21 protein-coding genes and 4 tRNA genes are annotated in these 24,476 nt (G+C 65.2%); 18 read left to right on the plus strand and 7 right to left on the minus strand.

Annotated elements, in window-relative coordinates:
* Positions 1 to 13: 13 nt before the first annotated feature.
* From NWF24_RS12215 to NWF24_RS12230, 4 genes are all read left to right on the plus strand, one after another.
* Positions 14 to 1,081 carry a branched-chain amino acid ABC transporter permease gene (locus NWF24_RS12215; RefSeq protein ID WP_258354389.1) on the plus strand — a complete coding sequence of 356 codons (1,068 nt, stop codon included), beginning with the start codon at positions 14 to 16 and terminating at the stop codon, positions 1,079 to 1,081.
* Positions 1,078 to 1,962, plus strand: a complete 885-nt coding sequence (locus NWF24_RS12220) for an alpha/beta fold hydrolase (RefSeq protein ID WP_258354390.1) — start codon at positions 1,078 to 1,080, stop codon at positions 1,960 to 1,962. Before NWF24_RS12215 ends, NWF24_RS12220 begins: the two co-directional genes overlap by 4 nt.
* A 57-nt stretch (positions 1,963 to 2,019) precedes the next feature.
* Positions 2,020 to 2,526 (plus strand): DUF1993 domain-containing protein, encoded by a 507-nt coding sequence (locus tag NWF24_RS12225; protein WP_258355280.1) that lies wholly within the window; start codon positions 2,020 to 2,022, stop codon positions 2,524 to 2,526.
* A 141-nt stretch (positions 2,527 to 2,667) separates the two neighbouring features.
* Positions 2,668 to 3,231 (plus strand): thioredoxin family protein, encoded by a 564-nt coding sequence (locus NWF24_RS12230; RefSeq protein WP_258355281.1) that lies wholly within the window; start codon positions 2,668 to 2,670, stop codon positions 3,229 to 3,231.
* Between the two features lie 27 nt (positions 3,232 to 3,258).
* On the opposite strand, the gene hemH is transcribed toward NWF24_RS12230, so the two are convergent.
* Complete coding sequence (gene hemH / locus NWF24_RS12235) at positions 3,259 to 4,302, minus strand: ferrochelatase (protein ID WP_258354391.1); 1,044 nt, start codon at positions 4,300 to 4,302, stop codon at positions 3,259 to 3,261.
* Between the two features lie 15 nt (positions 4,303 to 4,317).
* Here hemH and NWF24_RS12240 point away from each other — a divergent pair, with 15 nt between their 5' ends.
* Positions 4,318 to 5,049, plus strand: coding sequence for an HAD family hydrolase (locus NWF24_RS12240; RefSeq protein ID WP_258354392.1), 732 nt, complete (start codon positions 4,318 to 4,320; stop codon positions 5,047 to 5,049).
* A 4-nt stretch (positions 5,050 to 5,053) separates the two neighbouring features.
* Here NWF24_RS12240 and NWF24_RS12245 read toward each other — a convergent pair whose 3' ends face one another.
* Positions 5,054 to 5,359, minus strand: a complete 306-nt coding sequence (locus NWF24_RS12245; RefSeq protein WP_258354393.1) for an NIPSNAP family protein — start codon at positions 5,357 to 5,359, stop codon at positions 5,054 to 5,056.
* Between the two features lie 128 nt (positions 5,360 to 5,487).
* Between NWF24_RS12245 and NWF24_RS12250 the strand changes: the two genes are divergently transcribed.
* A complete protein-coding gene (locus NWF24_RS12250) occupies positions 5,488 to 6,129 on the plus strand; it encodes a LysE family translocator (RefSeq protein ID WP_258354394.1) in 642 nt (213 codons plus the stop codon).
* Between the two features lie 12 nt (positions 6,130 to 6,141).
* Here the strand turns inward: NWF24_RS12250 and NWF24_RS12255 are convergent, their stop codons facing one another.
* The 4 genes from NWF24_RS12255 to hpnC are packed head-to-tail and all read right to left on the minus strand — an operon-like array spanning position 6,142 to position 9,462.
* On the minus strand, positions 6,142 to 6,450 hold the full coding sequence (locus NWF24_RS12255) for a hypothetical protein (RefSeq protein ID WP_258354395.1): 309 nt from the start codon (positions 6,448 to 6,450) through the stop codon (positions 6,142 to 6,144).
* On the minus strand, positions 6,447 to 7,715 hold the full coding sequence (hpnE, locus tag NWF24_RS12260; RefSeq protein ID WP_258354396.1) for a hydroxysqualene dehydroxylase HpnE: 1,269 nt from the start codon (positions 7,713 to 7,715) through the stop codon (positions 6,447 to 6,449). The genes NWF24_RS12255 and hpnE overlap by 4 nt, the downstream gene beginning before the upstream one ends.
* Positions 7,712 to 8,551: a presqualene diphosphate synthase HpnD gene (gene hpnD / locus NWF24_RS12265; protein WP_258354397.1), complete on the minus strand. Its 840-nt coding sequence runs from the start codon at positions 8,549 to 8,551 to the stop codon at positions 7,712 to 7,714. Before hpnD ends, hpnE begins: the two co-directional genes overlap by 4 nt.
* On the minus strand, positions 8,548 to 9,462 hold the full coding sequence (gene hpnC, locus NWF24_RS12270; protein WP_258354398.1) for a squalene synthase HpnC: 915 nt from the start codon (positions 9,460 to 9,462) through the stop codon (positions 8,548 to 8,550). Before hpnC ends, hpnD begins: the two co-directional genes overlap by 4 nt.
* 151 nt (positions 9,463 to 9,613) lie before the next feature.
* Between hpnC and NWF24_RS12275 the strand changes: the two genes are divergently transcribed.
* The 4 genes from NWF24_RS12275 to NWF24_RS12290 all read left to right on the plus strand — a co-directional run bounded on the left by NWF24_RS12275 (position 9,614) and on the right by NWF24_RS12290 (position 16,094).
* Positions 9,614 to 11,458 carry a potassium transporter Kup gene (locus tag NWF24_RS12275; protein ID WP_258355282.1) on the plus strand — a complete coding sequence of 615 codons (1,845 nt, stop codon included), beginning with the start codon at positions 9,614 to 9,616 and terminating at the stop codon, positions 11,456 to 11,458.
* A gap of 93 nt (positions 11,459 to 11,551) precedes the next feature.
* Positions 11,552 to 12,751, plus strand: coding sequence for an efflux RND transporter periplasmic adaptor subunit (locus NWF24_RS12280; protein WP_258354399.1), 1,200 nt, complete (start codon positions 11,552 to 11,554; stop codon positions 12,749 to 12,751).
* Complete coding sequence (locus NWF24_RS12285) at positions 12,748 to 15,906, plus strand: efflux RND transporter permease subunit (RefSeq protein WP_258354400.1); 3,159 nt, start codon at positions 12,748 to 12,750, stop codon at positions 15,904 to 15,906. The genes NWF24_RS12280 and NWF24_RS12285 overlap by 4 nt, the downstream gene beginning before the upstream one ends.
* A 101-nt stretch (positions 15,907 to 16,007) precedes the next feature.
* A tRNA-Leu gene (locus tag NWF24_RS12290) sits at positions 16,008 to 16,094 on the plus strand.
* A gap of 85 nt (positions 16,095 to 16,179) precedes the next feature.
* Here NWF24_RS12290 and NWF24_RS12295 read toward each other — a convergent pair.
* A complete protein-coding gene (locus NWF24_RS12295; protein WP_258354401.1) occupies positions 16,180 to 17,193 on the minus strand; it encodes a tetratricopeptide repeat protein in 1,014 nt (337 codons plus the stop codon).
* A 245-nt stretch (positions 17,194 to 17,438) separates the two neighbouring features.
* On the opposite strand from NWF24_RS12295, the gene tig reads away from it, so the two are divergent.
* The 8 genes from tig to NWF24_RS12335 all read left to right on the plus strand — a co-directional run bounded on the left by tig (position 17,439) and on the right by NWF24_RS12335 (position 24,450).
* Positions 17,439 to 18,755 (plus strand): trigger factor, encoded by a 1,317-nt coding sequence (tig, locus tag NWF24_RS12300; protein ID WP_258354402.1) that lies wholly within the window; start codon positions 17,439 to 17,441, stop codon positions 18,753 to 18,755.
* A gap of 117 nt (positions 18,756 to 18,872) precedes the next feature.
* On the plus strand, positions 18,873 to 19,481 hold the full coding sequence (clpP, locus tag NWF24_RS12305; RefSeq protein ID WP_093056454.1) for an ATP-dependent Clp endopeptidase proteolytic subunit ClpP: 609 nt from the start codon (positions 18,873 to 18,875) through the stop codon (positions 19,479 to 19,481).
* Positions 19,482 to 19,591: 110 nt separating this feature from the next.
* Positions 19,592 to 20,857, plus strand: a complete 1,266-nt coding sequence (gene clpX, locus NWF24_RS12310) for an ATP-dependent Clp protease ATP-binding subunit ClpX (protein ID WP_007829783.1) — start codon at positions 19,592 to 19,594, stop codon at positions 20,855 to 20,857.
* A gap of 23 nt (positions 20,858 to 20,880) precedes the next feature.
* Positions 20,881 to 23,322, plus strand: coding sequence for an endopeptidase La (lon, locus tag NWF24_RS12315; protein ID WP_093056455.1), 2,442 nt, complete (start codon positions 20,881 to 20,883; stop codon positions 23,320 to 23,322).
* 61 nt (positions 23,323 to 23,383) lie between these two features.
* Positions 23,384 to 23,459 (plus strand) — tRNA-Gly (locus NWF24_RS12320).
* Positions 23,460 to 23,522: 63 nt separating this feature from the next.
* Positions 23,523 to 23,596 (plus strand) — tRNA-Cys (locus NWF24_RS12325).
* Positions 23,597 to 23,696: 100 nt separating this feature from the next.
* Positions 23,697 to 23,788: transfer RNA gene (locus NWF24_RS12330), tRNA-Leu, on the plus strand.
* A gap of 20 nt (positions 23,789 to 23,808) precedes the next feature.
* Positions 23,809 to 24,450 carry a DUF6806 family protein gene (locus tag NWF24_RS12335; protein WP_258354403.1) on the plus strand — a complete coding sequence of 214 codons (642 nt, stop codon included), beginning with the start codon at positions 23,809 to 23,811 and terminating at the stop codon, positions 24,448 to 24,450.
* The last annotated feature ends 26 nt before the right edge of the window (positions 24,451 to 24,476 follow it).

The following is a 24,476-nucleotide window of genomic DNA, read 5'->3' on the forward strand; positions in this document are numbered from 1 at the left end:
GGAAGAAGACGATATGTTCCTGAAACGACTTCTCTCCAACGACATGCCGAAGAGCCGCCTGCTGGCCGTGCTGCTGCTGGCGTTGTTCATCGCGCTTGCGTTCGCGCCGTTCATCTTTCCGGGCGTGAAGGCGCTGAGCGTCGCGGCCAAGATCCTGGTGTTCGTGGTGCTGGTGGCCAGCTTCGACCTGCTGCTTGGCTACACCGGCATCGTGAGCTTTGCGCACACCATGTTCTTCGGCATCGGAGCCTACGGCATCGCGATTTCGGCGACGCGGCTCGGCCCCAGCTGGGGCGCGGTGCTGGTGGGGCTGGGCGCATCGCTGGCGATCTCGCTGGTGCTCTCGTTCGCCATCGGCCTGTTCTCGCTGCGGGTGCGCGCGATCTTCTTCGCGATGATCACGCTGGCCGTGGCCTCGGCCTTCCAGACGCTGGCCTCGCAGTTGTCGGACTTCACCGGCGGCGAAGACGGCCTGACCTTCAAGCTGCCCGAGCTGATCTCGCCGAGCTTCGAGTTTTCGGAAGAACCGTTTCTCGGCGTCTCCCTCGATGGCCGGTTGCTGTGCTACTACCTGCTGTTCGTGGCCGCGGTGGTACTGGTGCTGGCCTTGCTGCGTATCGTGAATTCGCCCTTCGGCCGCGTGCTGCAGGCCATTCGCGAGAACGAGTTCCGCGCGGAGGCCATCGGCTACCGCGTGGTGGTGTATCGCACCACGGCCGCTGTGTTGTCGGCGCTGTTCGCCACGCTGGCCGGCGCGATGCTCGCGATCTGGCTGCGCTACAACGGACCCGACACCTCGCTGAGCTTCGAGATCATGATCGACGTGCTGCTGATCGTGGTGATCGGCGGCATGGGCACCATCTACGGCGCGGCCATCGGCGCGGTGCTGTTCGTGGTGGCGCAGAGCTATCTGCAAGACCTGTTGCGCTTGGGTAGCGAGGCCGCGAGCGGGCTGCCGTGGCTGGCGGCGCTGCTGTCGCCCGATCGTTGGTTGTTGTGGCTTGGCGTGCTGTTCGTGCTGTCGGTCTATTACTTTCCGACCGGCATCGTTGGCAAGCTGCGGGCGAGGGCGGCGCGATGAGCGACAACAACATTCCACTCTCCCGCTACGCGCAGCTCGCGGGCCGCGAGGTCCACTGGCTCGAATGGGGTGCGCCCGAGGCGCCGGTGGTCATTGCCTGGCACGGCCTGGCGCGTACCTGCCGCGACATGGACGAGCTGGCGCAGCACTTCGCGTCACGCGGGTTCCGCGTGATCTGCCCCGACACCATCGGCCGTGGCCTGAGCCAGTGGAGCCCGCTGCCTGACGAGGAATACAAGCTCGCGTTCTACGCACGCATCGCCAATGCGCTGTGCGACGAGCTGCGCCTGGGGCGCGTGCACTGGGTCGGCACTTCGATGGGCGGCGCCATCGGCACGGTCTGCGCGTCGGGCCTGTTCGAGCCGCGCATGAAGGCGCGCATCGCGAGCCTGGTGCTGAACGACAACGCGCCCGAACTGGCCCAGCCCGCCATCGAGCGCATCCGCGCTTATGCGGGCCAGCCGCCCGCATTCGACACGGTGGCCGAGCTGGAGGCTTTCTTCCGCACCGTCTACAAGTCCTACGGCTGGCTCAGCGACGCGCAGTGGCGCCGCCTGACCGAGAGCTCCACGCGCCGCCTGCCCGACGGCCGCGTCACGCCGCACTACGACCCGGCCATGGTCCGCCAGTTCAGCGCGCACGACAACGACTACCTGATCTGGCCGCACTACGACGCCATCGAGGCGCCAGTGCTGTGCCTGCGCGGCGCCGAGTCCGACCTGGTGCTGCCCGGCGTGATCGAGGAGATGAAGCGCCGGGGCCCAGGCGCGGCCGGCAGGCTGCAGGTCATCGAAGTGCCTGCCTGCGGTCACGCGCCCGCGCTGAACGTGCCCGAACAACTGGAGCCGATCGAAGGGTTTATTCGGGCGGCCGGCCGTTGAAGGAGCTGCGGCGTGACAATCGCCGCCGCTTCCAACCACAACAAGGCCTCGAACACCATGACGCTCTCTCTGTACGACCTGTCAGTGCCCGTCTTCACCCGCGGACTCGGCCAACTCACCCATCTGCTCGACAAGAGCCTCGTGCATGCCAAGGCCAACGGCATCGACCCGGCCACGCTGGTCGAGGCGCGCCTGGCACCCGACATGCTCACGCTGGCCGGCCAGATCCAGCGCGCGAGCGATGCTTGCAAGCTGGGTACGGCCCGCATCGCAGGCATCACCGCGCCGAGCTTTCCCGACGAAGAAAAGACCTGGGACGACCTGCTGGCGCGCATCGTGAAGACGCAGGACTTCCTGAACAGCGTCGAGCGCGCGCAGATCGACGGCCAGGAAGAGCGCCCCGTGACCATCAAGGCGCGCGAAGGCGAAGCGCATTTCACCGCGCAGCGCTATCTGCTTCAGTTCGCGCTGCCCAATTTCTTCTTCCACGTGACCACGGCCTACGACGTGCTGCGCCACAAGGGCATGCCGGTGGGCAAGATGGACTACCTCGGCAAGTTCTGAGGTATTGAAGGCCGGCGGCCTTCACGCCGCCGGGACAAACTTCAAATTGCCGTGACACATGCGCACGCACGGCGTGCGCCGCAAACAATCGCGCCTGACCGCTGTCGGTCTGACATTAGAGCGAGGTTTGCGATCATGAACATGTTGTCCAGAAGGTCGTTCTCGGGGCTCGCCGTGGGAGCCTCCGCGCTCGTGGCGGCCGTGGGCGGCGGATGGCCGGCGAGCAATGCGCTGGCTGCGTCGCCAGGCCTGCGGGATTACGGCAAGGCCCCGGAGTTCGCGGGCATCGACAAGTGGCTCAACTCGCAGCCGCTCACGATGCAGGGGCTGGCCGGCAAGGTGGTGCTGGTCGACTTCTGGACCTACTCCTGCATCAATTGCATCCGCACGCTGCCGCACGTGGTGCGCTGGTACGAGAAGTACAAGGACCAGGGCTTCGTGGTGGTGGGCGTGCATTCGCCCGAGTTCGCCTACGAGAAGTCGACGCGCAATGTGCAGGACGCGATCGAGCGTTTCAACATCCGCTACCCGGTGGCGCAGGACAACAGCTTCACCACCTGGAAGGCCTACAACAACCAGTACTGGCCGGCGTTCTACCTGGCCGACAGCAAGGGGCAGGTGATGCGGCAGCATTTCGGCGAAGGGGAATACGCCGAGATGGAGGCTGCGATCGAGGCGTTGCTGGCGCGCAGGTCGGCCGGCTGAACGCCTGGGCAGCGTCCAGTTCTTTCTTCATGGACGCAGTGACGTTGTTGTCGGCCAGCCCGCCAGGTTGCGCTCGGCAATGTCCGCGAGCGCCGTGATCCATGCGGGGCTGTCGTTGAGGCAGGGGATGTAGCTGAAGGCCTTGCCGCCCGCGTGCAGGAAGGCTTCGCGGCCTTCCATGGCGATTTCTTCCAGCGTTTCGAGGCAGTCGGCCGGAAAGCCCGGGCACACCACATCGACGCGCTTCACGCCGGATGCGCCGAGCTCGCGCAGCGTCGGCTCGGTGTAGGGCTCCAGCCATCTGGCGCGGCCGAAGCGCGACTGGAAGGTCACGCGATACTGGGTGCTCGAAAGGCCGAGCCGCGCCGCGAGCAGGCGCGCGGTTTCGAGGCACTGCGCCTGATACGGATCGCCGAGCGAGATGTTGCGCGCGGGAATGCCGTGGAAGCTCATCAGCAGCACCTCGCCGCGGCCTTCGGTCTTCCAGTGGCGCTCGATGCTTTGCGCCAGCGCCTCGATGTAGGCGGGGTCGTCGTGGTAGTCGTTGACGAAGCGGAACTCCGGCACGCGGCGTTGCTTGCGGCTCCAGTCGTTCACTGCGTCGATCACGCTGGCCGTGGTGGTGGCCGAGTATTGCGGGTAGGCCTGCAGCACCAGCACGCGCGTGGCGCCTTCGGCTTGCAATGCGCCGAGCCGGGAGGCGATGGACGGGCTGGCATAGCGCATCGCGTCGCGCACCGTCACGCGGTGGCCGCGCTCGCCGAGCCAGCCGGCCAGCAGCGTGGCCTGCTTTTGCGTCCACACCTTGAGCGGCGAGCCTTCAGGCATCCAGATGCTCGCGTACTTGGCTGCGGACTTGGCTGGCCGCGTGCGCAGGATGATGCCGTGCAGGATCAGCGCCCAGAGCACCTTCGGGATCTCGACCACGCGCGGGTCGCCCAGGAAGTCGGCGAGATAGGGGCGTACGGCGGCGGCGGTGGGGGCGTCGGGTGAGCCCAGGTTGCACCAGAGCACGGCGGTGCGGGGGGCGTGCGGGGTACTTGGAGAGGCGGTCTCATGGCTTGGAGGCATGCGATATTCTCGGGCATGACTTCCGCTCCCACGGCCTCCGCAAGCGCCACGCCTCTCGATCTCAAGCGCATCTCGGCGATTTCTCTCGACCTCGACGACACCCTGTGGCCGATCTGGCCGACCATCGAGCGCGCCGAAGCAGTGCTGCATGAATGGCTGTTGCGCGAAGCGCCGAAGACGGCCTCGCTGCTGATGACGCCGGGCATCCTGCGCGAACTGCGTGAAGCCACGGCCAAGGAGCGCTCAGACCTCGCGCACGACCTGAGCGCGCTGCGACGCGAGTCGATTCGCACCGCACTCACACGGGCGGGAGAAGACCCGGCGCTGGCCGAGCCGGCCTTCGATGCCTTCTTCGCCGAGCGCCAGCGCGTGACGCTGTACGACGACGCGCTGCCGGCGCTCAAGTGGCTCAGCGAGCGCTATCCGCTGGTTGCGATCTCGAATGGCAATGCCGATGTGCACAAGACCGGCGTCGGCCGCTGGTTTCGCACGGCTTTCAATGCACGCGCCTTCGGTAGCGGCAAGCCACACGCGCCGATCTTTCGTGCCGCCGCGGCCTCGGTCGGCCTGCTGCCGAAGGACGTGCTGCACGTGGGCGACGACGCCGAGCTCGACGTGGTCGGCGCGCTCAGCGCCGGCATGCAGGCAGCTTGGCTGGTGCGCGACGAGCGGCCGTGGGTGCACGGTGCGCGGCCGCAGCTGATCGTGCCGAACCTGCACGCGCTGTGCATGGCGCTGGGCGCCTGAGGCGCTATTTGAAGACGGGGCGGAAGAAGCTGCGTTCGTAGCTGAGGATGCAGCGGGTTTCTTCTGCGTACTTGAATGCGGCCTGGCATTCGGCGTCTTGCATCGAATCGGCGCGGTACTTTTCGTAGGCCGCCAGGCTGGGAAACGTGAACATCGCCAGCGCAACGTTGTTGACTCCTTCCGACGGCAAAAAGTAGCCGTGATGCTGGCCGCCGAACTTCTCGACCAGCGGAATCCAGAGCTTGCCGTAGTGCTCGAATTCCTTGAGCTTGTAGGGATCGACGATGTAGCGCAGGTAGCAGGTGACCATGGGTGTCTGTTCCGTGAGGTGGGCTGATGAGGGGTATTGGCGCGGCGTCTGCAGCGATTCGCCGGGCTGACTATAGTTTCCCGTCTGTCTCAACGTCTTGCGGCCTCGCGCCGGGCAGGAACCCCAAAGTGCATTTCTCCAACTGGCTCATCTTCTGCGGCGTTACGCTGCTCGTCGCTTTCACACCTGGACCGGCAGTGCTGCTCGCGGTCTCGAATTCGATGAGCGTGGGCCCGCGACGCGCAATGATCAGTTCGCTCGGCAATGCGACGGGCCTGTTCATGGTGTCGGCCGCCGCGATGGCCGGGCTGGGCGTGGTGCTCTCGACCTCGGCTCATGCATTCATGGTGCTGAAGCTGGCCGGCGCGGCCTACCTGATCTACCTGGGCATCAAGCAATGGCGCAGCCAGGGCAGCGTGTTCGCTGACCTGCAGGGCTCGTCGGCCGCGGCCTCGCCGCGTTCGAGCTGGCGCTTGTTCGGGCATGGCCTGACGGTGGCGCTGACCAATCCCAAGGGCATTCTTTTCTTCTCGGCGCTGTTCCCGCAATTCCTCACGCAGGACGCACCGCTCGCCATGCAGTTCGCGGTGCTGACGACGACCTTTGCGGCTGCCTCGGTGCTGTCGCATGCGTTCTACGTGCTGCTGGCGCGTCTGCTGCGCAAGCAGCTGTCGGACCCGCGCCGCACGCGGCTGTTCAACAAGCTGTCGGGTGGGGCGTTCGTCTTGCTGGGGTTGAGCCTGCTGCGCTTGCCCAACAAGACGGCCTGATTCTTTTCTTCTTCAGTCGAGCGCGAACTGTTCGCGCAGCGCCGCGCAGAAATCGGCTGTACCGCTGAGCGAGAGGGTGTGCGTGACGAAGCGCGCGTCTTCTTCCTGCATCTGCTGCAGGTCGTAGTCCCACATGGCACCTTCTTCGAGCGCGCCGCGTGCGTTGGGGAACGTGGCTTCGGCCCAGGCGAGCACTTGCGCGATCTCGGCTTGTACCTCGGGCGTCTTGTCGGGCGTGGTGGATGCCATCGCATCGAAGGTGCCGTGGCCTTCGGTGTCTTCGCTGTAGTCGAAATCGAGATAGCGCAGTTCGGTCGTCATGGGGCTGCCAATGCTTTTGCGGCCGCCAGTCCGCTGAGTACCGCGCCTTCGAGCGTGGCCGGGTAGGGGCCTTCGATGTAGTCGCCGCAGGCCTGCAGGCCGGGGGCGATGGCCGACGCGGGTCTCGAAAGTGCGGGCGTGCATGCGAAGGTGGCGCGCTTCTCGACCACGGTCTGCACGAGCTGCAGGTTTGTCTGGCCCAACTGTGCGGCCGCCTGAGCGACTACCTGTTCTTCCAGCACCTCGCGCGGTGTTTCATTGGCGCTCACGACCATCGCGAGCACGCCTTGCAGACCGGTGAGCTGGCCGCGGTCGAACGCGAATTGCGCCGGTGCCGTGGCCGGGTTGCTGCGCAGCGCGAGCATCGGTTCTGCAAGTGGTGAGGCGCCGCGCACGTAGATGGTGGCGATGGCTTCGAAGCGCAGGGCCTCGGTGGTTTCGCACCAGGCATCCGCCTGCAGGCCGGACGCACGGACGAGCCGGGCCGCGTCCCACGGTGCGCAGGCCAGCACGACCTGGTCGAAGACTTCATCATCGACGAGCCATTGCCCGGTCTCAGGCGTGACGGCGCGCACGCGGGTGCCGATGCGTGTCACGACACCATGCTGCGCCAGCCATCGGATCGCCGCGTCGGGAAGCAGCGCGCCCAAGTCGGCACGCGGCAGCAGAAGGTCGGCGCCGCCGCTGCTGCTGAAGAGGGCGTCTTTGAGTACGCGCAGGAAAACTTCACCGCTCGACTGCGCAACGGGCGTGTTGAGGGCCGAGACGCACAGCGGCTCGATCAGCTCCTGCATCACGCGGGGCGTGAGGCCGGTGCACAGGTTTGCGACGGTGGTGCTGGCGGCGCAGCGAAAACCCGAGAGCCGCCAACCGATTGCCGTGCGCAGCAGCGAGGACTTGTCACGCCACGTCCAGCCGCGCGCTGTGAAGATTCCGGCCAGCAGGTCAAGCGGCGCGGGCAGCCGCGGCAGCTTGAGCCCGCCGCCATCGGCGAAGCGCAGCGAGAGCGGCAGGCGCAGCAGCGCGCTGTCGACATCGACGCCAACGTCGCGCATGAGCTTCAGCGTAGCGGTGTACGCGCCGATCAGGATGTGCTGCCCGTTGTCTAGCGCCAGCCCGTGCATGTTGTCGACCCGTCGCGCGCGGCCGCCCGGCATGTGCGCCGCTTCGAACAGCGTGACGGCGTGACCGAGACGTGTGGCCTCGACCGCGCAGGCGAGGCCGGCCCAGCCGGCGCCGATGACAGCCGTTTTCTTCAAGCTCAAATGCGCCCGAGCGCCTGAACCTTCCAGGCCAGCCAGAACTTGCGCACCGGCGTCAGGCTCACCCGCTGGTTCAGCACCTGGAAGTTGTCGCGCTCGATTTCGCGCAGCAGCGTGCGATAGATGCTGGCCATCATCAGGCCTGGCTTCTGCGTGCGGCGGTCGGCGAGCGGGAGCAGGGCGAGCGCTTCGTCATACGCCACGTGGGCACGCGCGGCCTGGAATTTCATCAGGGTGACGAAGCGGTCGGAGTGCACACGGTTCAGGATCTCGTGCGCCTTCACGTCGAACTTCTGCAGCTCGTTCACCGGCAGGTAGATGCGCCCGCGCAGGGCGTCTTCGCCGACGTCGCGCAGGATGTTGGTGAGCTGCAGCGCCAGGCCCAGCTTGTGGGCGTAGGCGGTGGTCTGCGGGTCGGTCTGGCCGAAGATGCGCGCCGCGACTTCACCGACCACGCCGGCCACCAGGTGGCAGTAGCGCGAGAGGCCGGGAAAGTCGAGGTAGCGGGTCTGGTCCAGGTCCATCTGGCAGCCGTCGATCACTTCGTTGAGCTGGCGCGCCTCGATGCCGTAGGCCGCGGTGTGCGGCATCAGCGCCTGCATGACCGGATGGCGCGGCGTGCCCGCGAAAGACTGGGCTACCTCGGTGCGCCACCAGGCGAGCTTGGTGGCGGCCACGCCGGGGTCGGTGACCTCGTCGACCACGTCGTCGACCTCGCGGCAGAAGGCGTAGAAGGCCGTGATCGCGGCGCGGCGCGGCTTGGGAAGGAACAGGAAGGCGTAATAGAAACTGCTGCCCGAGGCGGCGGCCTTGTCTTGCACGTATTGCTCGGGATTCATCGGGGAGGCGCTGCTTTCATGGGGCGCCATTGTCTCCGCATCCGCATGGCCTTCCAGAGCAGCACGGGCGCGTCGGTCTTGCCGATGGTGGGGCGCTGCGAGAAGGTGTCGAAGCCCAGGTCCTCAATCTTGTCGAGGATGCGTAGGCCGCCCTGCACGACGAGGCGCAGCTCCCAGCCGGCGCGACCGGGCAGGCGGTGCACGAGAGGGGCGCCTTCGTGCATGAGCTCGCGGGCCCAGTGCGATACGACTGCTATCAGATTGATAGCTTCCTGCGGCGGCGGGGCGCTTGCGAGTGGCGCAAAGACCTTGAAGTTTTCGCGCGTCATCTTGCGGCGGGCACAGTCGGTCAGCGGAAAGTAGAAGCGGTCGCGCGGCAGGTCGACGCTCGGGTCCTGCCAGAAGTTGATGAGCTGCAGCGCGCTGCAGATGGCGTCGCTCTGCGCCAGCGCCTCGGAGTCGTGCACGCCGTAGAGATGCAGCAGCAGGCGGCCGACTGGGTTGGCGGAGCGGCGGCAGTAGTCGAGCAGCTCGGCGCGGTCGGCGTAGGTTCCGCGGTCGCGGGTTTTCTCGATGTCCTGCATGAAGGCGCTCAGCAGGTCGGCGAGCAGGTCTTCGGGCAGGCCGTATTGGGCGATGCTGTGGGCCAGCGGGCCGAATACGTGCGGCCAGCGGGACGACGGGAGCACTTCGCCACGGGCGGCGGCGGCGAGTTCTTCGCGATAGGCGTGCAGTTCGGCCAGGCGCTCGCCGGGTGAGGCGGTGCCTTCGTCGGCAATGTCGTCGGCGGTGCGCGCGAAGTGGTAGATCGCGGCAATGGGCGCTCGCAGGTGCGGCGGGCACAGCCACGAGGCGACGGGGAAGTTTTCGTAGTGCGCCGGCGGCGCAGCGAGGTGGGGAGTGGCGGACACGCCACGATTGTCAGCGACGATGCAAAGCCCGGGCACTATGCTCGCAGCGTCGCCACTTTGAACTCCCCGCTTCATGAAAGCATCCGCTTCGGCTCCCGGGCCCCAGGTTTCAGCGTACGGCGAGGCGGCGCATCCGAAAGGGCCCACGCTCATGATCGCGGCGCTGGGCGTTGTGTTCGGCGACATCGGCACCTCGCCGCTCTATGCCTTCAAGGAAACGATGAACCCCGAGCACGGCGTGCCGTTCTCGCCCGATTCGGTGCTGGGGCTGCTCTCGCTGATCTTCTGGGGGCTGATGTTCGTGGTGACGCTGAAGTACGTGGTGTTCGTGCTGCGCGCCGACCACGACGGCGAGGGCGGCATCCTGGCGCTGCAGGCGCTGGCGCGCAGCGCAGTAGCCGGGCCAAAGACCAAGCCGTGGGTGTGGAACGTCATCGGCATGCTGGGCCTGGTGGGGGCGGCCATGTTCTACGGCGACAGCCTGATCACGCCGGCCATCTCGGTGCTGTCGGCGGTCGAGGGGCTGGAGGTACAGGCGCCGGTGCTGCAGCGCGCGGTGATCCCGATCACGGTGGTGATCCTGGTTGCTCTCTTCATGGTGCAGAAGAAGGGCACGGGCGTGGTCGGCAAGATCTTCGGGCCGGTCATGCTGCTGTGGTTCGTCGTGTTGGCGGCAGCCGGGCTGTGGCAGGTGCTGCAGCAGCCGCAGGTGCTGGCGGCGCTGGACCCACGTCGCGCCGTGGGCTTTCTTGTCGAGCATCGGGCGCAGTCGCTGGCGGTGCTGGGTGCGGTGTTCCTGGCGTTCACGGGTGGCGAGGCGCTTTATGCCGACATGGGGCACTTCGGTGCCAAGCCGATCCGGCTGGCGTGGCTGTTCATCGCGCTGCCGGGACTGGTGCTGAACTACTTCGGGCAGGGCGCGCTGGTGCTCGCGAACCCGGCTGCCATCGACAACCCGTTCTTCCGGCTCTTTCCCGCGTGGGGCGTGCTGCCGATGGTGGTGCTGGCCGCGATGGCGACGGTGATCGCCTCGCAGGCGGTGATCTCGGGCGCCTTCTCACTCACGGCACATGCGATGCGCATGGGCTACCTGCCGCGCATGCGGGTGATACAGACTTCGGGCACGGCCATCGGGCAGATCTACGTGCCCGCCGTCAACTGGCTGCTGATGGTGGGCGTGCTGCTGCTGGTGCTGGGCTTCCGTAGCTCTGGTGCGCTGTCGGCTGCGTACGGCATCGCGGTGTCGATCACGATGGTGACGACCACGCTGCTGGCCGGCATCGTGGCCTGGGGGCTGTGGCGCTGGAACAAGGTGGCGGTGGTGGTCGGCGTTGCGGCCTTCGTGGTGGTCGACCTGACCTTCGTGATCGCCAACAGCCTGAAGGTGGCCGAGGGCGGCTGGCTCACGCTGGCAGTGGCGGCCGTGGTGATGGTGGTCTTCACCACCTGGGCCAAGGGCCGCCGGCTGGGGCTGGAGGCCGCCGCAGCCGAGAGCCTGCCGCTGCGGCCGTTCGTCGAATCGCTGGCGCTGCACATGCCGCACCGGGTGAGCGGCACGGCGGTGTTTTTGAACCCCGACGCCACGGCGGTGCCGCATGCGCTGCTGCACAACCTCAAGCACAACCAGGTGTTGCACGAGCAGGTGATCGTGCTGCGCGTGCTCCCCTGCGACACGCCGCGCGTCGATGCACGCATCCGCATCGAGGCCGAGCAGCTGATGGAAGGCATCTGGATGGTTACCGCGCGCCACGGCTTCATGGAGCGGCCCGATGTGCCCGAGTTCATCCGCATCCTGGCCTACCAGAAGACGCTGGCGATCGATTCGATGAAGACGTCCTACTTCGTCTCGCGCGCTTCGGTCGGCGAGGAAAACCTGCCGGGCCTGAACCCGGTTCGGAGGGTGCTGTTCGGCTGGCTGCAGCGCAATGCGGGGCGGGCTTCGGACTATTTCGAGCTGCCCGACAACCGGCTTGTGGAGATGGGCCAACGCACCTAGTGACCGGCGGGTCATTGACAGTAGTTCACGTTTACCCTAAATTACTAACCAGTGGGTCAGTAATGATCCGGTTCGTCCTTTCCAGGGTGTTTCATGACCGCCTCCGCCGTCCTCTCGTCACGTGTCCGCAGCGCCGCCTGGCTGCTGCTTCCTGCCATCTTTTTGGCCGGCTGTTCGCCGAAACCCGCAGCCGAGGACCCCGTTCGCGCGGTCAAGTTCGTGACCGTCGGGGCGAGCGAATTCGATGCCCAGCCCGAGTTTTCCGCCGAGGTGCGAGCGCGTGTCGAGTCGCGCCTGGGCTTTCGCGTGGCGGGCAAGATCACCAAACGCCAGGCCGAACTCGGCCAGCACGTGCAGGCCGGCCAGGTGCTGGCCCAGCTCGATCCGCAGGACTACCGTCTCGCCGCTGAAGCCGCACGCGCCCAGCAGGCCGCAGCGTTGACCAATCGCGACCTGGCTGCCGCTGATCTCAAGCGCTACAGCGAACTGCGTGCGCAGAACTTCATCAGCGGTGCCGAGCTGGAGCGCCGCGAAACCACCTGGAAGGCCGCGCAGGCCCAGCTCGAGCAGGCGCAGGCGCAGCTCGCCTCGCAAGGCAACCAGGCCAATTACACGACGCTGGTGGCCGACGTGGCCGGCATCATCACCGCCATCGAGGCCGAACCGGGCCAGGTGGTGCAAGCCGGCACGCCGGTCGTGCGCATTGCACAAGACGGCGCGCGCGACGTGGTGTTCGCGGTGCCCGAAGACCGCGCCACGCTGATCAAGGCCGGCTCGCCCGTCACGGTGCGCGGCTGGTCGGGCGGCAACGAATTGCAGGGCCAGGTGCGCGAAGTGGCGGCCAGTGCAGACGCGGTCACGCGCACCTACTCGGTCAAGGTCACCATCGACGCGGCCACCTCTCCGCCGCTCGGCGCCACGGTCTATGCGCGTCCGCAGGCACTCGCGCACGGCACCACCACGGTGATGAAACTGCCGACCAGCGCGCTGCGCCAGGAAGGCAAGGGCTCGGCCGTGTGGGTGCTCGACAAGTCGACCATGACTGTGCGTTCGCAGACCGTGCAGGTTGCCACGGCCGACGGCAATGAGGCCGTGATCGCCGGTGGCATCGCGCCCGGCATGATGGTCGTGGCCGCTGGCGTGCACGTGCTGTCGCCGGGGCAGAAGGTCACCATCTACCAGTCCAAGGAGGCGGCAGCGGCCGCCGCCAATGCCGGTGCGAAGGAATCGGCGCAGCCCGTCGCGGCTGTCGCTGCGACGAACAAGGAGATCGCAGCGGGTGCCGGCAAATGAGCGACGGCACAGCGACTCCCACTGAAAAGCCCGCCGGCTTCAACCTCTCCAAATGGGCGCTGGACCATGCGCCCCTCACGCGCTACCTGATGGTGGTGCTGATGGTGCTGGGTGCCTTCGCGTACTTCCAGCTCGGCCAGGACGAAGACCCGCCGTTCACCTTCCGCGCAATGGTGGTGCGCACCTACTGGCCCGGCGCCACCGCGCAGCAGGTGGCCGAGCAGGTCACCGACAAGCTCGAACGCACGCTGCAGGAAGCGCCGTACGCCGACAAGATCCGCAGCTACTCGAAGCCCGGCGAGTCGCAGATCATCTTCAACATCAAGGACTCGTCGAAGTCCACCGAGGTGGCCAACGTCTGGTACACGGTGCGCAAGAAGATCGGCGACATGCGCGCCACCTTGCCAGCCGGTGTGCAGGGGCCGTTCTTCAATGACGACTTCGGCGATGTCTACGGCGTGATCTACGCGCTGGAGAGCGACGGCTTCAGCTACGCCGAGCTCAAGACGCTGGCCGACGACGTGCGCCAGCAACTGCTGCGCGTGAAGGATGTTGCCAAGGTCGACCAGTTCGGCGTGCAGGACGAGAAGGTCTACATCGAGATTTCGCAGAAGCGCCTGGCGCAGCTGGGGCTCGACTTCAACGCGGTGCTGGCGCAGCTCGGTTCGCAGAACGCGATCGAGAGCGCGGGCACGATCCAGTCGCCGCAGGACGTGGTGCAGGTGCGCGTCGCAGGCCAGTTCACCAGCGTCGACCAGCTGCGCGAGATGCCCATTCGCGGCAGCTCGGGCAACCAGATCAAGCTCGGCGACATCGCGGACATCCACCGCGGCTACATCGATCCGCCGTCGGTCAAGATGCACCACCAGGGCAAGGAAGTGATTGGCCTGGGCGTGTCGATGGCCAAGGGCGGCGACATCATCGCGCTGGGCAAGGCGCTGAAGGCCACCACCGCCACCATCGACCAGCGCCTGCCGGCCGGCGTGAAGCTGGCGCAGGTGCAAGACCAGCCGGTGTCGGTTGCGAGCTCGGTCAACGAATTCGTCGGCGTGCTGATCGAGGCCGTGGCCATCGTGCTGGCCGTGAGCATCATCTCGCTCGGCCTGCACAAGGGCGGGCGCTTCGGCTGGTATATCGACATGCGCCCGGGGCTGGTGGTGGCAATCACCATTCCGCTGGTGCTGGCCGTGACCTTCCTGGCGATGAACTACTTCGGCATCGGGCTGCACAAGATATCGCTGGGGTCGCTCATCATCGCGCTTGGCCTGCTGGTGGACGACGCGATCATCGCGGTCGAGATGATGGTGCGGAAGATGGAAGAGGGCTACGACAAGGTCCGCGCCGCCACCTTCGCCTACGACGTGACAGCCAAGCCAATGCTTACCGGCACGCTCATCACCGCGGCGGGTTTCCTGCCGATCGGTATCGCCAAGTCGGTGACGGGCGAATACACCTTCGCGATCTTCGCGGTGACTGTGATCGCGCTGGTGCTGTCGTGGATCGTCTCGGTGTACTTCGTGCCGTACCTCGGCACGCTGCTGCTGAAGGTGAAGCCGCACGACCCCGATGCGCCGCCGCACGAGCTGTTCGACACACCGTTCTACAACGTCTTCCGCCGCACGGTGAACTGGTGCGTGCAGCACCGCTGGATGACCATCGGCGCCACGATTCTGATCTTTGCGCTGGGCATCGTCGGCATGGGCAAGGTACAGCAGCAGTTCTTCCCCGATTCGAGCCGGCCCGAGATCCTGGTCGACCTCTGGTTCCCTGAAGGCACCTCCTTCGCCGCCAACGAAGAAGTGGCCAAGCGCGTCGAGCAGCGCGTGATGCAGGAGGCCGGCGTGAAGACGGTCAGCACCTGGATCGGCTCCGGCGTGCCGCGCTTCTACCTGCCGCTGGACCAGGTGTTTCCGCAGACCAACGTGTCGCAGCTGATCGTGCTCGCCAAGGACCTGAAGGTGCGCGAGACGCTGCGCATCAAGCTGCCGCAGGTGCTGGCGCAGGAGTTTCCCGAGGTGCGTGGCCGCGTCAAGCTGCTGCCCAACGGGCCGCCGGTGCCGTACCCAGTGCAGTTCCGCGTGATCGGCACTGACCCGGCGCTGCTGCGCGGCCATGCCGACGAAGTGAAGGCCGTGCTGCGCGACAACGCCAACATGCGCGGCGTGAACGACAACTGGAACGAGTCGGTGAAGGTGATCCGCCTCGAGATCGACCAGGCCAAGGCGCGCGCGCTCGGCGTGACGAGCCAGGCCATTGCGCAAGCCTCGAAGACCATGTTCAGCGGCACCACCGTGGGCCAGTACCGCGAGAACGACCTGCTGATCGACATCGTGCTGCGCCAGGCGCCCGACGAACGCCAGGCCATCTCGGACATCGGCAACGCATACATCCCGACGACCTCGGGTCGTTCGATTCCGCTCACGCAGATCGCCAAGCCGGTGTTCACCTGGGAGCCGGGCGTGATGTGGCGCGAGAACCGCGACTACGCCATCACCGTGCAGGGCGACGTGATCGAGGGCCTGCAGGGCGCGACCGTGACGGCGCAACTGCTGCCGAAGCTGCGCGAGCTCGAAGCCGGCTGGGTGGCGGCCGGGCAGGGCGGCTACCGCATCGAGGTGGCGGGCGCGGTGGAGGAAAGCAGCAAAGGCTCGGCCTCGATCGTGGCCGGCGTGCCGATCATGCTGTTCCTGGTGTTCACGCTGCTGATGCTGCAGCTGCACAGTTTCAGCCGTTCGCTGCTGGTGTTCATCACCGGCCCGATGGGCATTGCCGGTGTGGCCGGCGCGCTGCTGGTGCTGAACCGGCCCTTCGGCTTCGTGGCGCTGCTGGGCGTGATCGCGCTGATGGGCATGATCCAGCGCAACGCGGTGATCCTGATCGACCAGATCGAGCTCGACCGTGCGGCGGGCGTGCCGGCGTGGGACGCGATTGTCGAGTCGGCGGTGCGGCGGCTACGGCCGATCGTGCTGACGGCAGCGGCGGCGGTGCTGGCCATGATCCCGCTGTCGCGCAGCGTGTTCTGGGGTCCGATGGCAGTCGCCATCATGGGCGGGCTGATCGTGGCTACGGTTCTGACGCTGCTGGCCTTGCCGGCAATGTATGCAGCGGCATTTCGTGTGAAGCGGGAGCCAAAAGAGGCGCCGATTAGCGTTTAAAATCGAAAGTTGACCGATTTCAAGCGGATGGTCTTTGGCCCATGGGCTTCCATGGTGCAAAGGGACCGTCCGCTTTTGCATTCACCTGAAAGATTGGCACTGCGCGGGTGGCGAAATTGGTAGACGCACCAGGTTTAGGTCCTGACGTTCGCAAGAACGTGCCGGTTCGAGTCCGGCCCCGCGCACCAGCCCTGCTATGTAGCCCGTCTATCGAGCAGTGAAGAAGCCCCGTTTCGCAAGGAGCGGGGCTTTTTCTTTTCTACCTTCTGCCTTCTACCAGTCGCTGCTGCTACTGCTGTCGCTGCTTCCGCTGTCACTACTGCTGCTGTCGGAACTGCTACTGCTGCTCGAGTCGTCCCAGGAACTCGTGTCCTTGATGCCGAAGTCGTTGTCCACGAAGCTGCGGTCGGGTTGCTGCTCCGGCTCCGGGTCGGACGAGGGCCAGAGGCTGCGGCCCATGCTGGCGTTGCCGTGGCTGTCGCGGTGGTTGTTGAAGATGTTGATCGTGCTGCCCCGGTTGTCGTCGGAGCGGTCGTTCAGCAGGTGGCGCAGCACTTCGCCAGCGACCACTGCGCCGACGCCTGCTGCGGCCCCGGCCGCCAGCGCACCGCCGATGCCCGGACCCTGGCTGGTTGCAGGAGCCGGCGCGGAGTACTCCCGGTCTTCGTCGGCCCTGCTATAGCCCATCGACGAATCGCTGGTGGGCCTGGAGAACCGTGGCGCGCCAGCGGCGGCAGGCACATCGAAAGTGGTGGCGCGCCTGCGCCGCTGGAAGACGAGGTAGGCGACGATGAACAGGGCCACGATGCCGATCGGAGTCCAGGGGATCGGGCCGGATGACGACGCGGTGTCCGCCTTCTCGGGGGAAAGGGCTGGCGCGCTGACCGGGCTGGGCACGGGCGGCGGTGGCTCGGCCTTGATCTCGGCTGGCTTCTCGAGCTTGCGTTCGAGCTTGGCGACCGAGTCGGCCTTTGCGAACTTGAGGCCGGGTGACAGCTCCTTGGCCTGTGACAGTTCGTCCCTGGCGTCGTCGAGCTTGCCGTTCATCGCGAGGAGTTCGGCGTGAACGTAGTGGGCCTTCGCGCTGTTGGGGTGGTTCTTCAGCACCTTCGCGATCATCGCGTCGGCTTCCGCCATCCTGCCGCCATTCGCCGCCTCATAAATCTGCTGGATGGTCGGCTCTTTCGTCGCCGGCGCGCCCGCTGTCTTGGCCAGCGCGGGCGATGGCATGCCGAATACGAGGATCAGGGTGAAGGCGAGGGCGGCGAACAGTCGCTGTAGGAGCATGGGCATTCCTGTGGGCAATGGCGAATCGCAGCCACTGTAAAGGCGATGGAGGTGAAATCTCCGCGTGCAGACCTCCGGCCTGGCCAAAAGGGGTGTCTCCAGCCGATTAGAATCGCGGGTTGCCCAGTTTTGCGCGCGGCACGCGTGTGCCTCCGCTTAAATCCCGCTAGCGCGTGTAAGCCCTTGATCTGTATTGAGAAAAAGATGCAGGCCCCGCGCACCAGCCCCCTCACAAGGAAGACATCATGACCGTGAACGTTGAAACTCTCGAGAAGCTCGAACGCAAGATCACGCTGACCCTGCCGGTCGGCACCATCCAGTCCGAAGTCGATTCGCGCCTCAAGAAGCTCGCGCGCACCGTCAAGATGGACGGCTTCCGTCCCGGCAAGGTGCCGATGAACGTCGTGGCCCAGCGCTATGGCTACTCGGTGCACTACGAAGTCATGAACGACAAGGTCGGCGAGGCCTTCTCGCAAGCCGCCAACGAAGCCAAGCTGCGCGTTGCCGGCCAGCCCCGCATCACCGAAAAAGAAGACGCACCCGAAGGCGAACTGGCCTTCGACGCGGTCTTCGAAGTGTTCCCCGAAGTCAAGATCAATGACCTGTCCGGCGCCGAAGTCGAGAAGCTCTCGGCCGAAGTGGGCGACGACGCGATCGACAAGACGCTCGACATCCTGCGCAAGCAGCGCCGTACCTTCGCCCAGCGCGCGCAAGACGCCGTGGCGCAAGACGACGACCGCGTGACCGTCGACTTCGAAGGCAAGATCGACGGCGAGCCCTTCCAGGGCGGCAAGGCCGAAGACTTCCAGTTCGTCGTCGGCGAAGGCCAGATGCTCAAGGAATTCGAAGACGCCGTGCGCGGCATGAAGTCCGGCGACAGCCGCACCTTCCCGCTGTCGTTCCCGGCCGACTACCACGGCAAGGACGTGGCCGGCAAGCAAGCCGACTTCATGGTCACCCTGAAGAAGATCGAAGCCTCGCACCTGCCCGAAGTCAACGAGCAGCTCGCCAAGTCGCTCGGCATCGCCGAAGCCACGGTCGAAGGCTTGCGCGCCGACATCAAGCGCAACCTCGAGCGCGAAGTGAAGTTCCGCCTGCTGGCCCGCAACAAGAACGCCGTGATGGACGCCCTGGTGGCCAATGCCGAGCTCGACCTGCCGAACGCCAGCGTGCAGTCTGAAGTCAACCGCATGGTCGAAGGCGCCCGCGCCGAACTGAAGCAGCGCGGCATCAAGGACGCCGACAAGGCCCCGATTCCCGACGAAGTGTTTCGCCCGCAAGCCGAGCGCCGCGTGCGCCTGGGCCTCGTGGTGGCTGAGCTGGTGCGTGCCAACAACCTGCAGGCCAAGCCCGAGCAGATCAAGGCCCACATCGACGAACTGGCCGCCAGCTACGAAAAGCCGGCCGACGTGGTGCGCTGGTACTTCAGCGACAACAACCGCCTGGCTGAAGTCGAAGCCGTGGTCATCGAGAACAACGTGACCGATTTCGTCCTGGGCAAGGCCAAGGTCAACGAAAAGTCGGTGTCGTTCGACGAACTGATGGCGCAACAGCAAGGCTGATTTCCGCCGCCGCCCGCTACGCCAATGGGGCTTGTGCTTTGCGGCACGAGCCCCATTTCACTCTGGCGTACAGTGCAAACAGCAGTGAACGATCCCATCTTCCCGGAGAGCTAATTCATGATCGCAAACGAAATTCAAGGCCTCGGCATGGTCCCGATGGTCATCGAGCAGTCGGGCCGCGGCGAGCGGTCCTATGACATCTATTCGCGTCTCCTCAAGGAACGCATCATTTTCCTGGTAGGCGAGGTCAACGACCAGACGGCCAATCTCGTGGTGGCCCAGCTGCTGTTCCTCGAGAGCGAAAACCCGGACAAGGACATCTCGTTCTACATCAATTCCCCAGGTGGCAGCGTGAGCGCCGGCATGGCGATCTACGACACCATGCAGTTCATCAAGCCTGACGTGTCGACCATGTGCCTGGGCTTCGCGGCCAGCATGGGCGCCTTCCTGCTGGCGGCTGGCGAGAAGGGCAAGCGCTTCTCGCTGCCCAATTCGAAGATCATGATCCACCAGGTGCTGGGCGGCGCACGCGGTCAGGCGACCGACATCGAGATCCATGCGCGCGACATCCTGCGCACCAAGGACCAGATGAACCGCATCCTGGCCGAGCGCACCGGCCAGCCGCTGGAAAAGGTCAAGGCCGACACCGAGCGCGACTATTTCCTCACGGCCGACGAGGCCAAGGAATACGGTCTGGTGGACCAGGTCGTCGCCAAGCGCGGTTAAAGCTGCGGGGCGCCGGTGGCGCCAAATGGCAAAAGACGGCGTTTTCCACACGGGAAACGCCGTTTTTGTTTAGTTATCATTGTGCATACCCTGTCACGAGGCAAAAGTCCATGGCCGATAAAAAAGGCTCTTCCAGCGAAAAAACGCTTTATTGCTCGTTCTGCGGCAAAAGCCAGCACGAGGTCAAGAAGCTGATCGCGGGCCCTTCGGTCTTCATCTGCGACGAGTGCATCGACCTTTGCAACGAGATCATCCGCGACGAGCTCCCCGCGGGCGAAGAAGCGCGTGAAGCACGCAGCGATCTGCCGACTCCGCTGGAGATCAAGACCAACCTCGACAACTACGTGATCGGCCAGGAGCCGGCCAAGCGCATGCTGTCGGTGGCGGTCTACAACCACTACAAGCGCCTGCGCCACAAGGAAAAGGCCAAGGGCGACGACGTCGAGCTCAGCAAGAGCAACATCCTGCTGATCGGTCCCACGGGCTCGGGCAAGACGCTGCTGGCGCAAACGCTCGCGCGCATGCTCGACGTGCCTTTCGTGATGGCCGACGCCACCACGCTGACCGAAGCCGGTTACGTGGGCGAAGACGTCGAGAACATCATCCAGAAGCTGCTGCAAAGCTGCAACTACGAGGTCGAACGCGCCCAGCGTGGCATCGTCTACATCGACGAAATCGACAAGATCTCGCGCAAATCCGACAACCCCTCGATCACGCGCGACGTGTCGGGCGAGGGCGTGCAGCAGGCCCTGCTGAAGCTCATCGAAGGCACGATGGCCAGCGTGCCGCCGCAAGGCGGGCGCAAGCACCCTAATCAAGACTTCCTGCAGATCGACACGACCAACATCCTGTTCATCTGCGGCGGCGCGTTCGCTGGCCTCGAGAAGGTCATCGAAAACCGCACCGAGGCCTCGGGCATTGGCTTCGGCGCCGCGGTCAAGAGCAAGGCCCAACGTAGCATCACCGAGGTGTTCCGCGAAGTCGAACCCGAAGACCTGATCAAGTTCGGCCTGATCCCCGAACTCGTGGGCCGTATGCCCGTGGTCGCATCGCTCGCGGAACTCAGCGAGGATGCGCTGGTCCAGATCCTGACCGAGCCCAAGAACGCGGTGGTCAAGCAGTTCACCAAGCTGCTGCAGATGGAAGGCGTGGACCTCGAGATTCGCCCTGCGGCGCTCAAGGCGATCGCACGCAAGGCCCTTGCCCGGAAGACCGGTGCACGCGGTTTGCGCTCGATCCTTGAACAGTCGCTGATCGACACCATGTTCGAATTGCCGAACGCGACCAATGTCGACAAGGTGGTGGTCGAGGAATCGACCATCGACGAAAACAAGCCCCCGCTGCTCGTGTACCGCGAAGCGGCGAAAAAGGCCTAAAGCCAAAGACGCGAAGGATCTGCATGTCTGGCCACACCCCTCTGCCTCCCGAAGCCCTCGACCTGCCGCTGCTGCCGCTGCGCGACGTCGTGGTGTTTCCCCACATGGTGATCCCGCTCTTTGTGGGTCGCCCCAAGAGCATCAAGGCGCTCGAGCTGGCCATGGAGGCGGAGCGCCGCATCATGCTGGTGGCCCAGAAGGCCGCCGCCAAGGACGAGCCCTCGGTCGAGGACATGTTCGAGGTCGGTTGCGTCTCGACCATCCTGCAGATGCTCAAGCTGCCCGACGGCACGGTGAAGGTGCTGGTCGAAGGCCAGCAGCGCGCACGCGTGAACCGCATCGATGACGGCGAGACGCACTTCTCGGCCAACGTGACGCCCGTCGAGGCGCCCGAAGGCGGCGAGAAGGGCACCGAAGTCGAGGCGCTGCGCCGCGCGGTGATGCAGCAGTTCGACCAGTACGTCAAGCTGAACAAGAAGATTCCGCCCGAGATCCTGACCTCGATCTCGAGCATCGACGATCCGGGCCGCCTCGCGGACACCATCGCCGCGCACCTGCCGCTCAAGCTCGACAACAAGCAGGCCGTGCTCGACCTCGACGACGTCAAGGCGCGCCTGGAGAATCTGTTCGGGCAGCTCGAGCGCGAAGTCGACATCCTCAACGTCGACAAGAAGATCCGTGGCCGCGTGAAGCGCCAGATGGAAAAGAACCAGCGCGACTTCTACCTCAACGAGCAGGTCAAGGCCATCCAGAAGGAGCTCGGCGAAGGCGAAGAGGGCGCGGACATCGAGGAGATCGAGAAGAAGATCAAGCTTGCCAAGATGTCCAAGGAAGGCCTGAAGAAGGCCGAGGGCGAGCTCAAGAAGCTCAAGCTGATGTCGCCCATGTCGGCCGAAGCCACCGTGGTGCGCAACTACATCGACGTGCTGATCGGCCTGCCCTGGAGCAAGAAGACCAAGATCAAGCACGACCTGGCCAATGCCGAGGCCGTGCTCAATGCCGACCACTACGGCCTGGAGAAAGTCAAGGACCGCATCCTCGAATATCTCGCGGTGCAGCAACGTGTCGACAAGGTCAAGGCGCCGATCCTGTGCCTCGTGGGACCTCCGGGCGTGGGCAAGACCTCGCTGGGGCAGTCGATCGCCAAGGCGACCGGCCGCAAGTACACCCGCATGGCGTTGGGCGGCATGCGCGACGAAGCCGAAATTCGCGGCCATCGCCGCACCTACATCGGCGCGCTGCCGGGCAAGGTGCTGCAGGGCCTGAGCAAGATCGGCACGCGCAATCCGCTGTTCCTGCTCGACGAAATCGACAAGCTGGGCACGGACTTCCGTGGCGACCCGTCGAGCGCGCTGCTCGAAGTGCTCGACCCCGAGCAGAACCACACCTTTGGCGACCACTACGTGGAAGTCGACTTCGACCTGAGCGACGTGATGTTCGTCGCCACCTCGAATTCGATGAACATTCCGCCGGCGCTGCTGGACCGCATGGAAGTCATCCGCCTCTCGGGCTACACCGAGGACGAGAAGACGCACATCGCGATCAAGTACCTGCTGCCGAAGCAGTTGAAGAACAACGGCGTCAAGGAAGAAGAACTCCTTGTCACCGAAGAGGCTGTGCGCGACATCGTGCGCTACTACACGCGTGAAGCGGGTGTGCGTTCGCTCGAGCGCGAACTGTCCAAGATCTGCCGCAAGGTGGTGAAGGGCCTGCTGCTCAAGCAGTTCACGCCCAAGGTCACGGTCGACGGCACGAATCTCAACGAGTTCCTTGGCGTGCGCAAGTACAGCTTCGGCCTCGCCGAGAAGCAGAACCAGGTCGGCCAGGTGGTTGGCCTCGCATGGACCGAAGTTGGCGGCGATCTGCTGACGATCGAAGCCGTGACCATGCCCGGCAAGGGCGTGATCAGCCGCACCGGTTCGCTGGGCGATGTGATGAAGGAATCGGTCGAGGCTGCACGCACCGTGGTGCGCAGCCGCTCGCGCCGCCTTGGCATCAAGGACGAGGCGTTCGAGAAGCGCGACATCCACATCCACGTGCCCGATGGCGCCACGCCAAAGGACGGCCCGAGCGCGGGCGCGGCGATGACGACGGCCTTCGTGTCGGCGCTCACGGGCATCCCCGTGCGCAGCGACGTCGCGATGACCGGCGAAATCACCTTGCGCGGCGAGGTGACGGCCATCGGTGGTCTGAAGGAAAAGCTGCTGGCCGCACTGCGCGGCGGTATCAAGACCGTGCTGATTCCGGAAGAGAACGCCAAGGACCTGCAGGAGATTCCCGAGAACGTGAAGAACGGCCTCGAGATCGTGCCTGTGAAGTGGATCGACAAGGTGCTCGAGATCGCTCTCGAGAAAATGCCCGAGCCGCTGTCCGACGAAGAGGTGGCTGCATCCGCGGCTGCGGTGGCCGAACTGGCCAAGCAGCGCGCGGGAGCGCCAGCTTCGGAAGGCTCGGTCAAGCACTGACCGGTTGATCGCAAAACTTGTGGAGCCTCGAAAAACTGGTATATAATTCGAGGCTCGAAACGCGGGAATAGCTCAGTTGGTAGAGCGCAACCTTGCCAAGGTTGAGGTCGAGAGTTCGAGACTCTTTTCCCGCTCCAGTTTTGAAAAAGGGAAGCAACAGCTTCCCTTTTTTTCGCTAGTTCGATTTCGTATTTCTGCGTGGCGCGATAGCAAAGCGGTTATGCAACGGATTGCAAATCCGTCTAGCCCGGTTCGACTCCGGGTCGCGCCTCCACTCTCTCGGTTCAACCAGATTCGACTCCGACTACCAAGCCCCGCCAACCCACGTTGCCGGGGCTTGTTTTGTTTGGGTTATCGTCGATGTTCAACCTGACGCCCGGATGGTGAAATTGGTAGACACATCGGACTTAAAATCCGCCGCTTCCTTAATCGGGGCATACGGGTTCGACCCCCGTTCCGGGTACCAAACTTACAAGGGAGCATTCGATGCCTCGCTACAACGCTCCATTTGAGATCCATGTGCACGGCGACGTGCCGCTGCGTTTGGACGTGACCTTCGACCAGATCCAGGAAGCGCTCAAGCCGCTCTGGAAGTACGCCGGCGCCAAGTCGCTGGCCGACGGTGCGACCAGCACCTACGAAGAAGAGCCCGGCATCCGCTTCGAGCAGAAAGACCACACGTTGCAGATGTGCTGGACCGTGCCCGGCGACGAAGATTTCCGCCAGGCGCTCGACGAGATGTGCATGGGCCTGAACGAGCTCTCCGAACGCGGCGCGGCCATCGAGGTCACCTTCTACGACACCGACTTCGACGAGGAAGAGGGCGACCCCGAAGAAGAATCGCGTGACGACTTCCTGATGCTGTTCGTCGGCCCGAACCCGGCCGCGATCATGCAGGTGCAGCGTGACCTGCTGGTGGAAGACGTCGTCAACCTCATGGAGCGCCACTTCGACGGCGCCGAACTGGGTGGCGTGGTCTCCGAGATCGACCGCCTCTTCAGCGATCGTTTCGACGCACTCGTGAACTCGCTCGAAATCGGCAAGCGTCCGCGCGGCACCGGTGGCCCGGGCAGTGGCGGCAGCGGTGGTGGCCATGGCGGCGGTCGCCGTCCGCGTCACCTGCACTAAGCAACCCGACGCCCTGATCCAAGGCC

This window comes from Variovorax paradoxus, from assembly GCF_024734665.1.
Lineage (GTDB): Bacteria > Pseudomonadota > Gammaproteobacteria > Burkholderiales > Burkholderiaceae_C > Variovorax.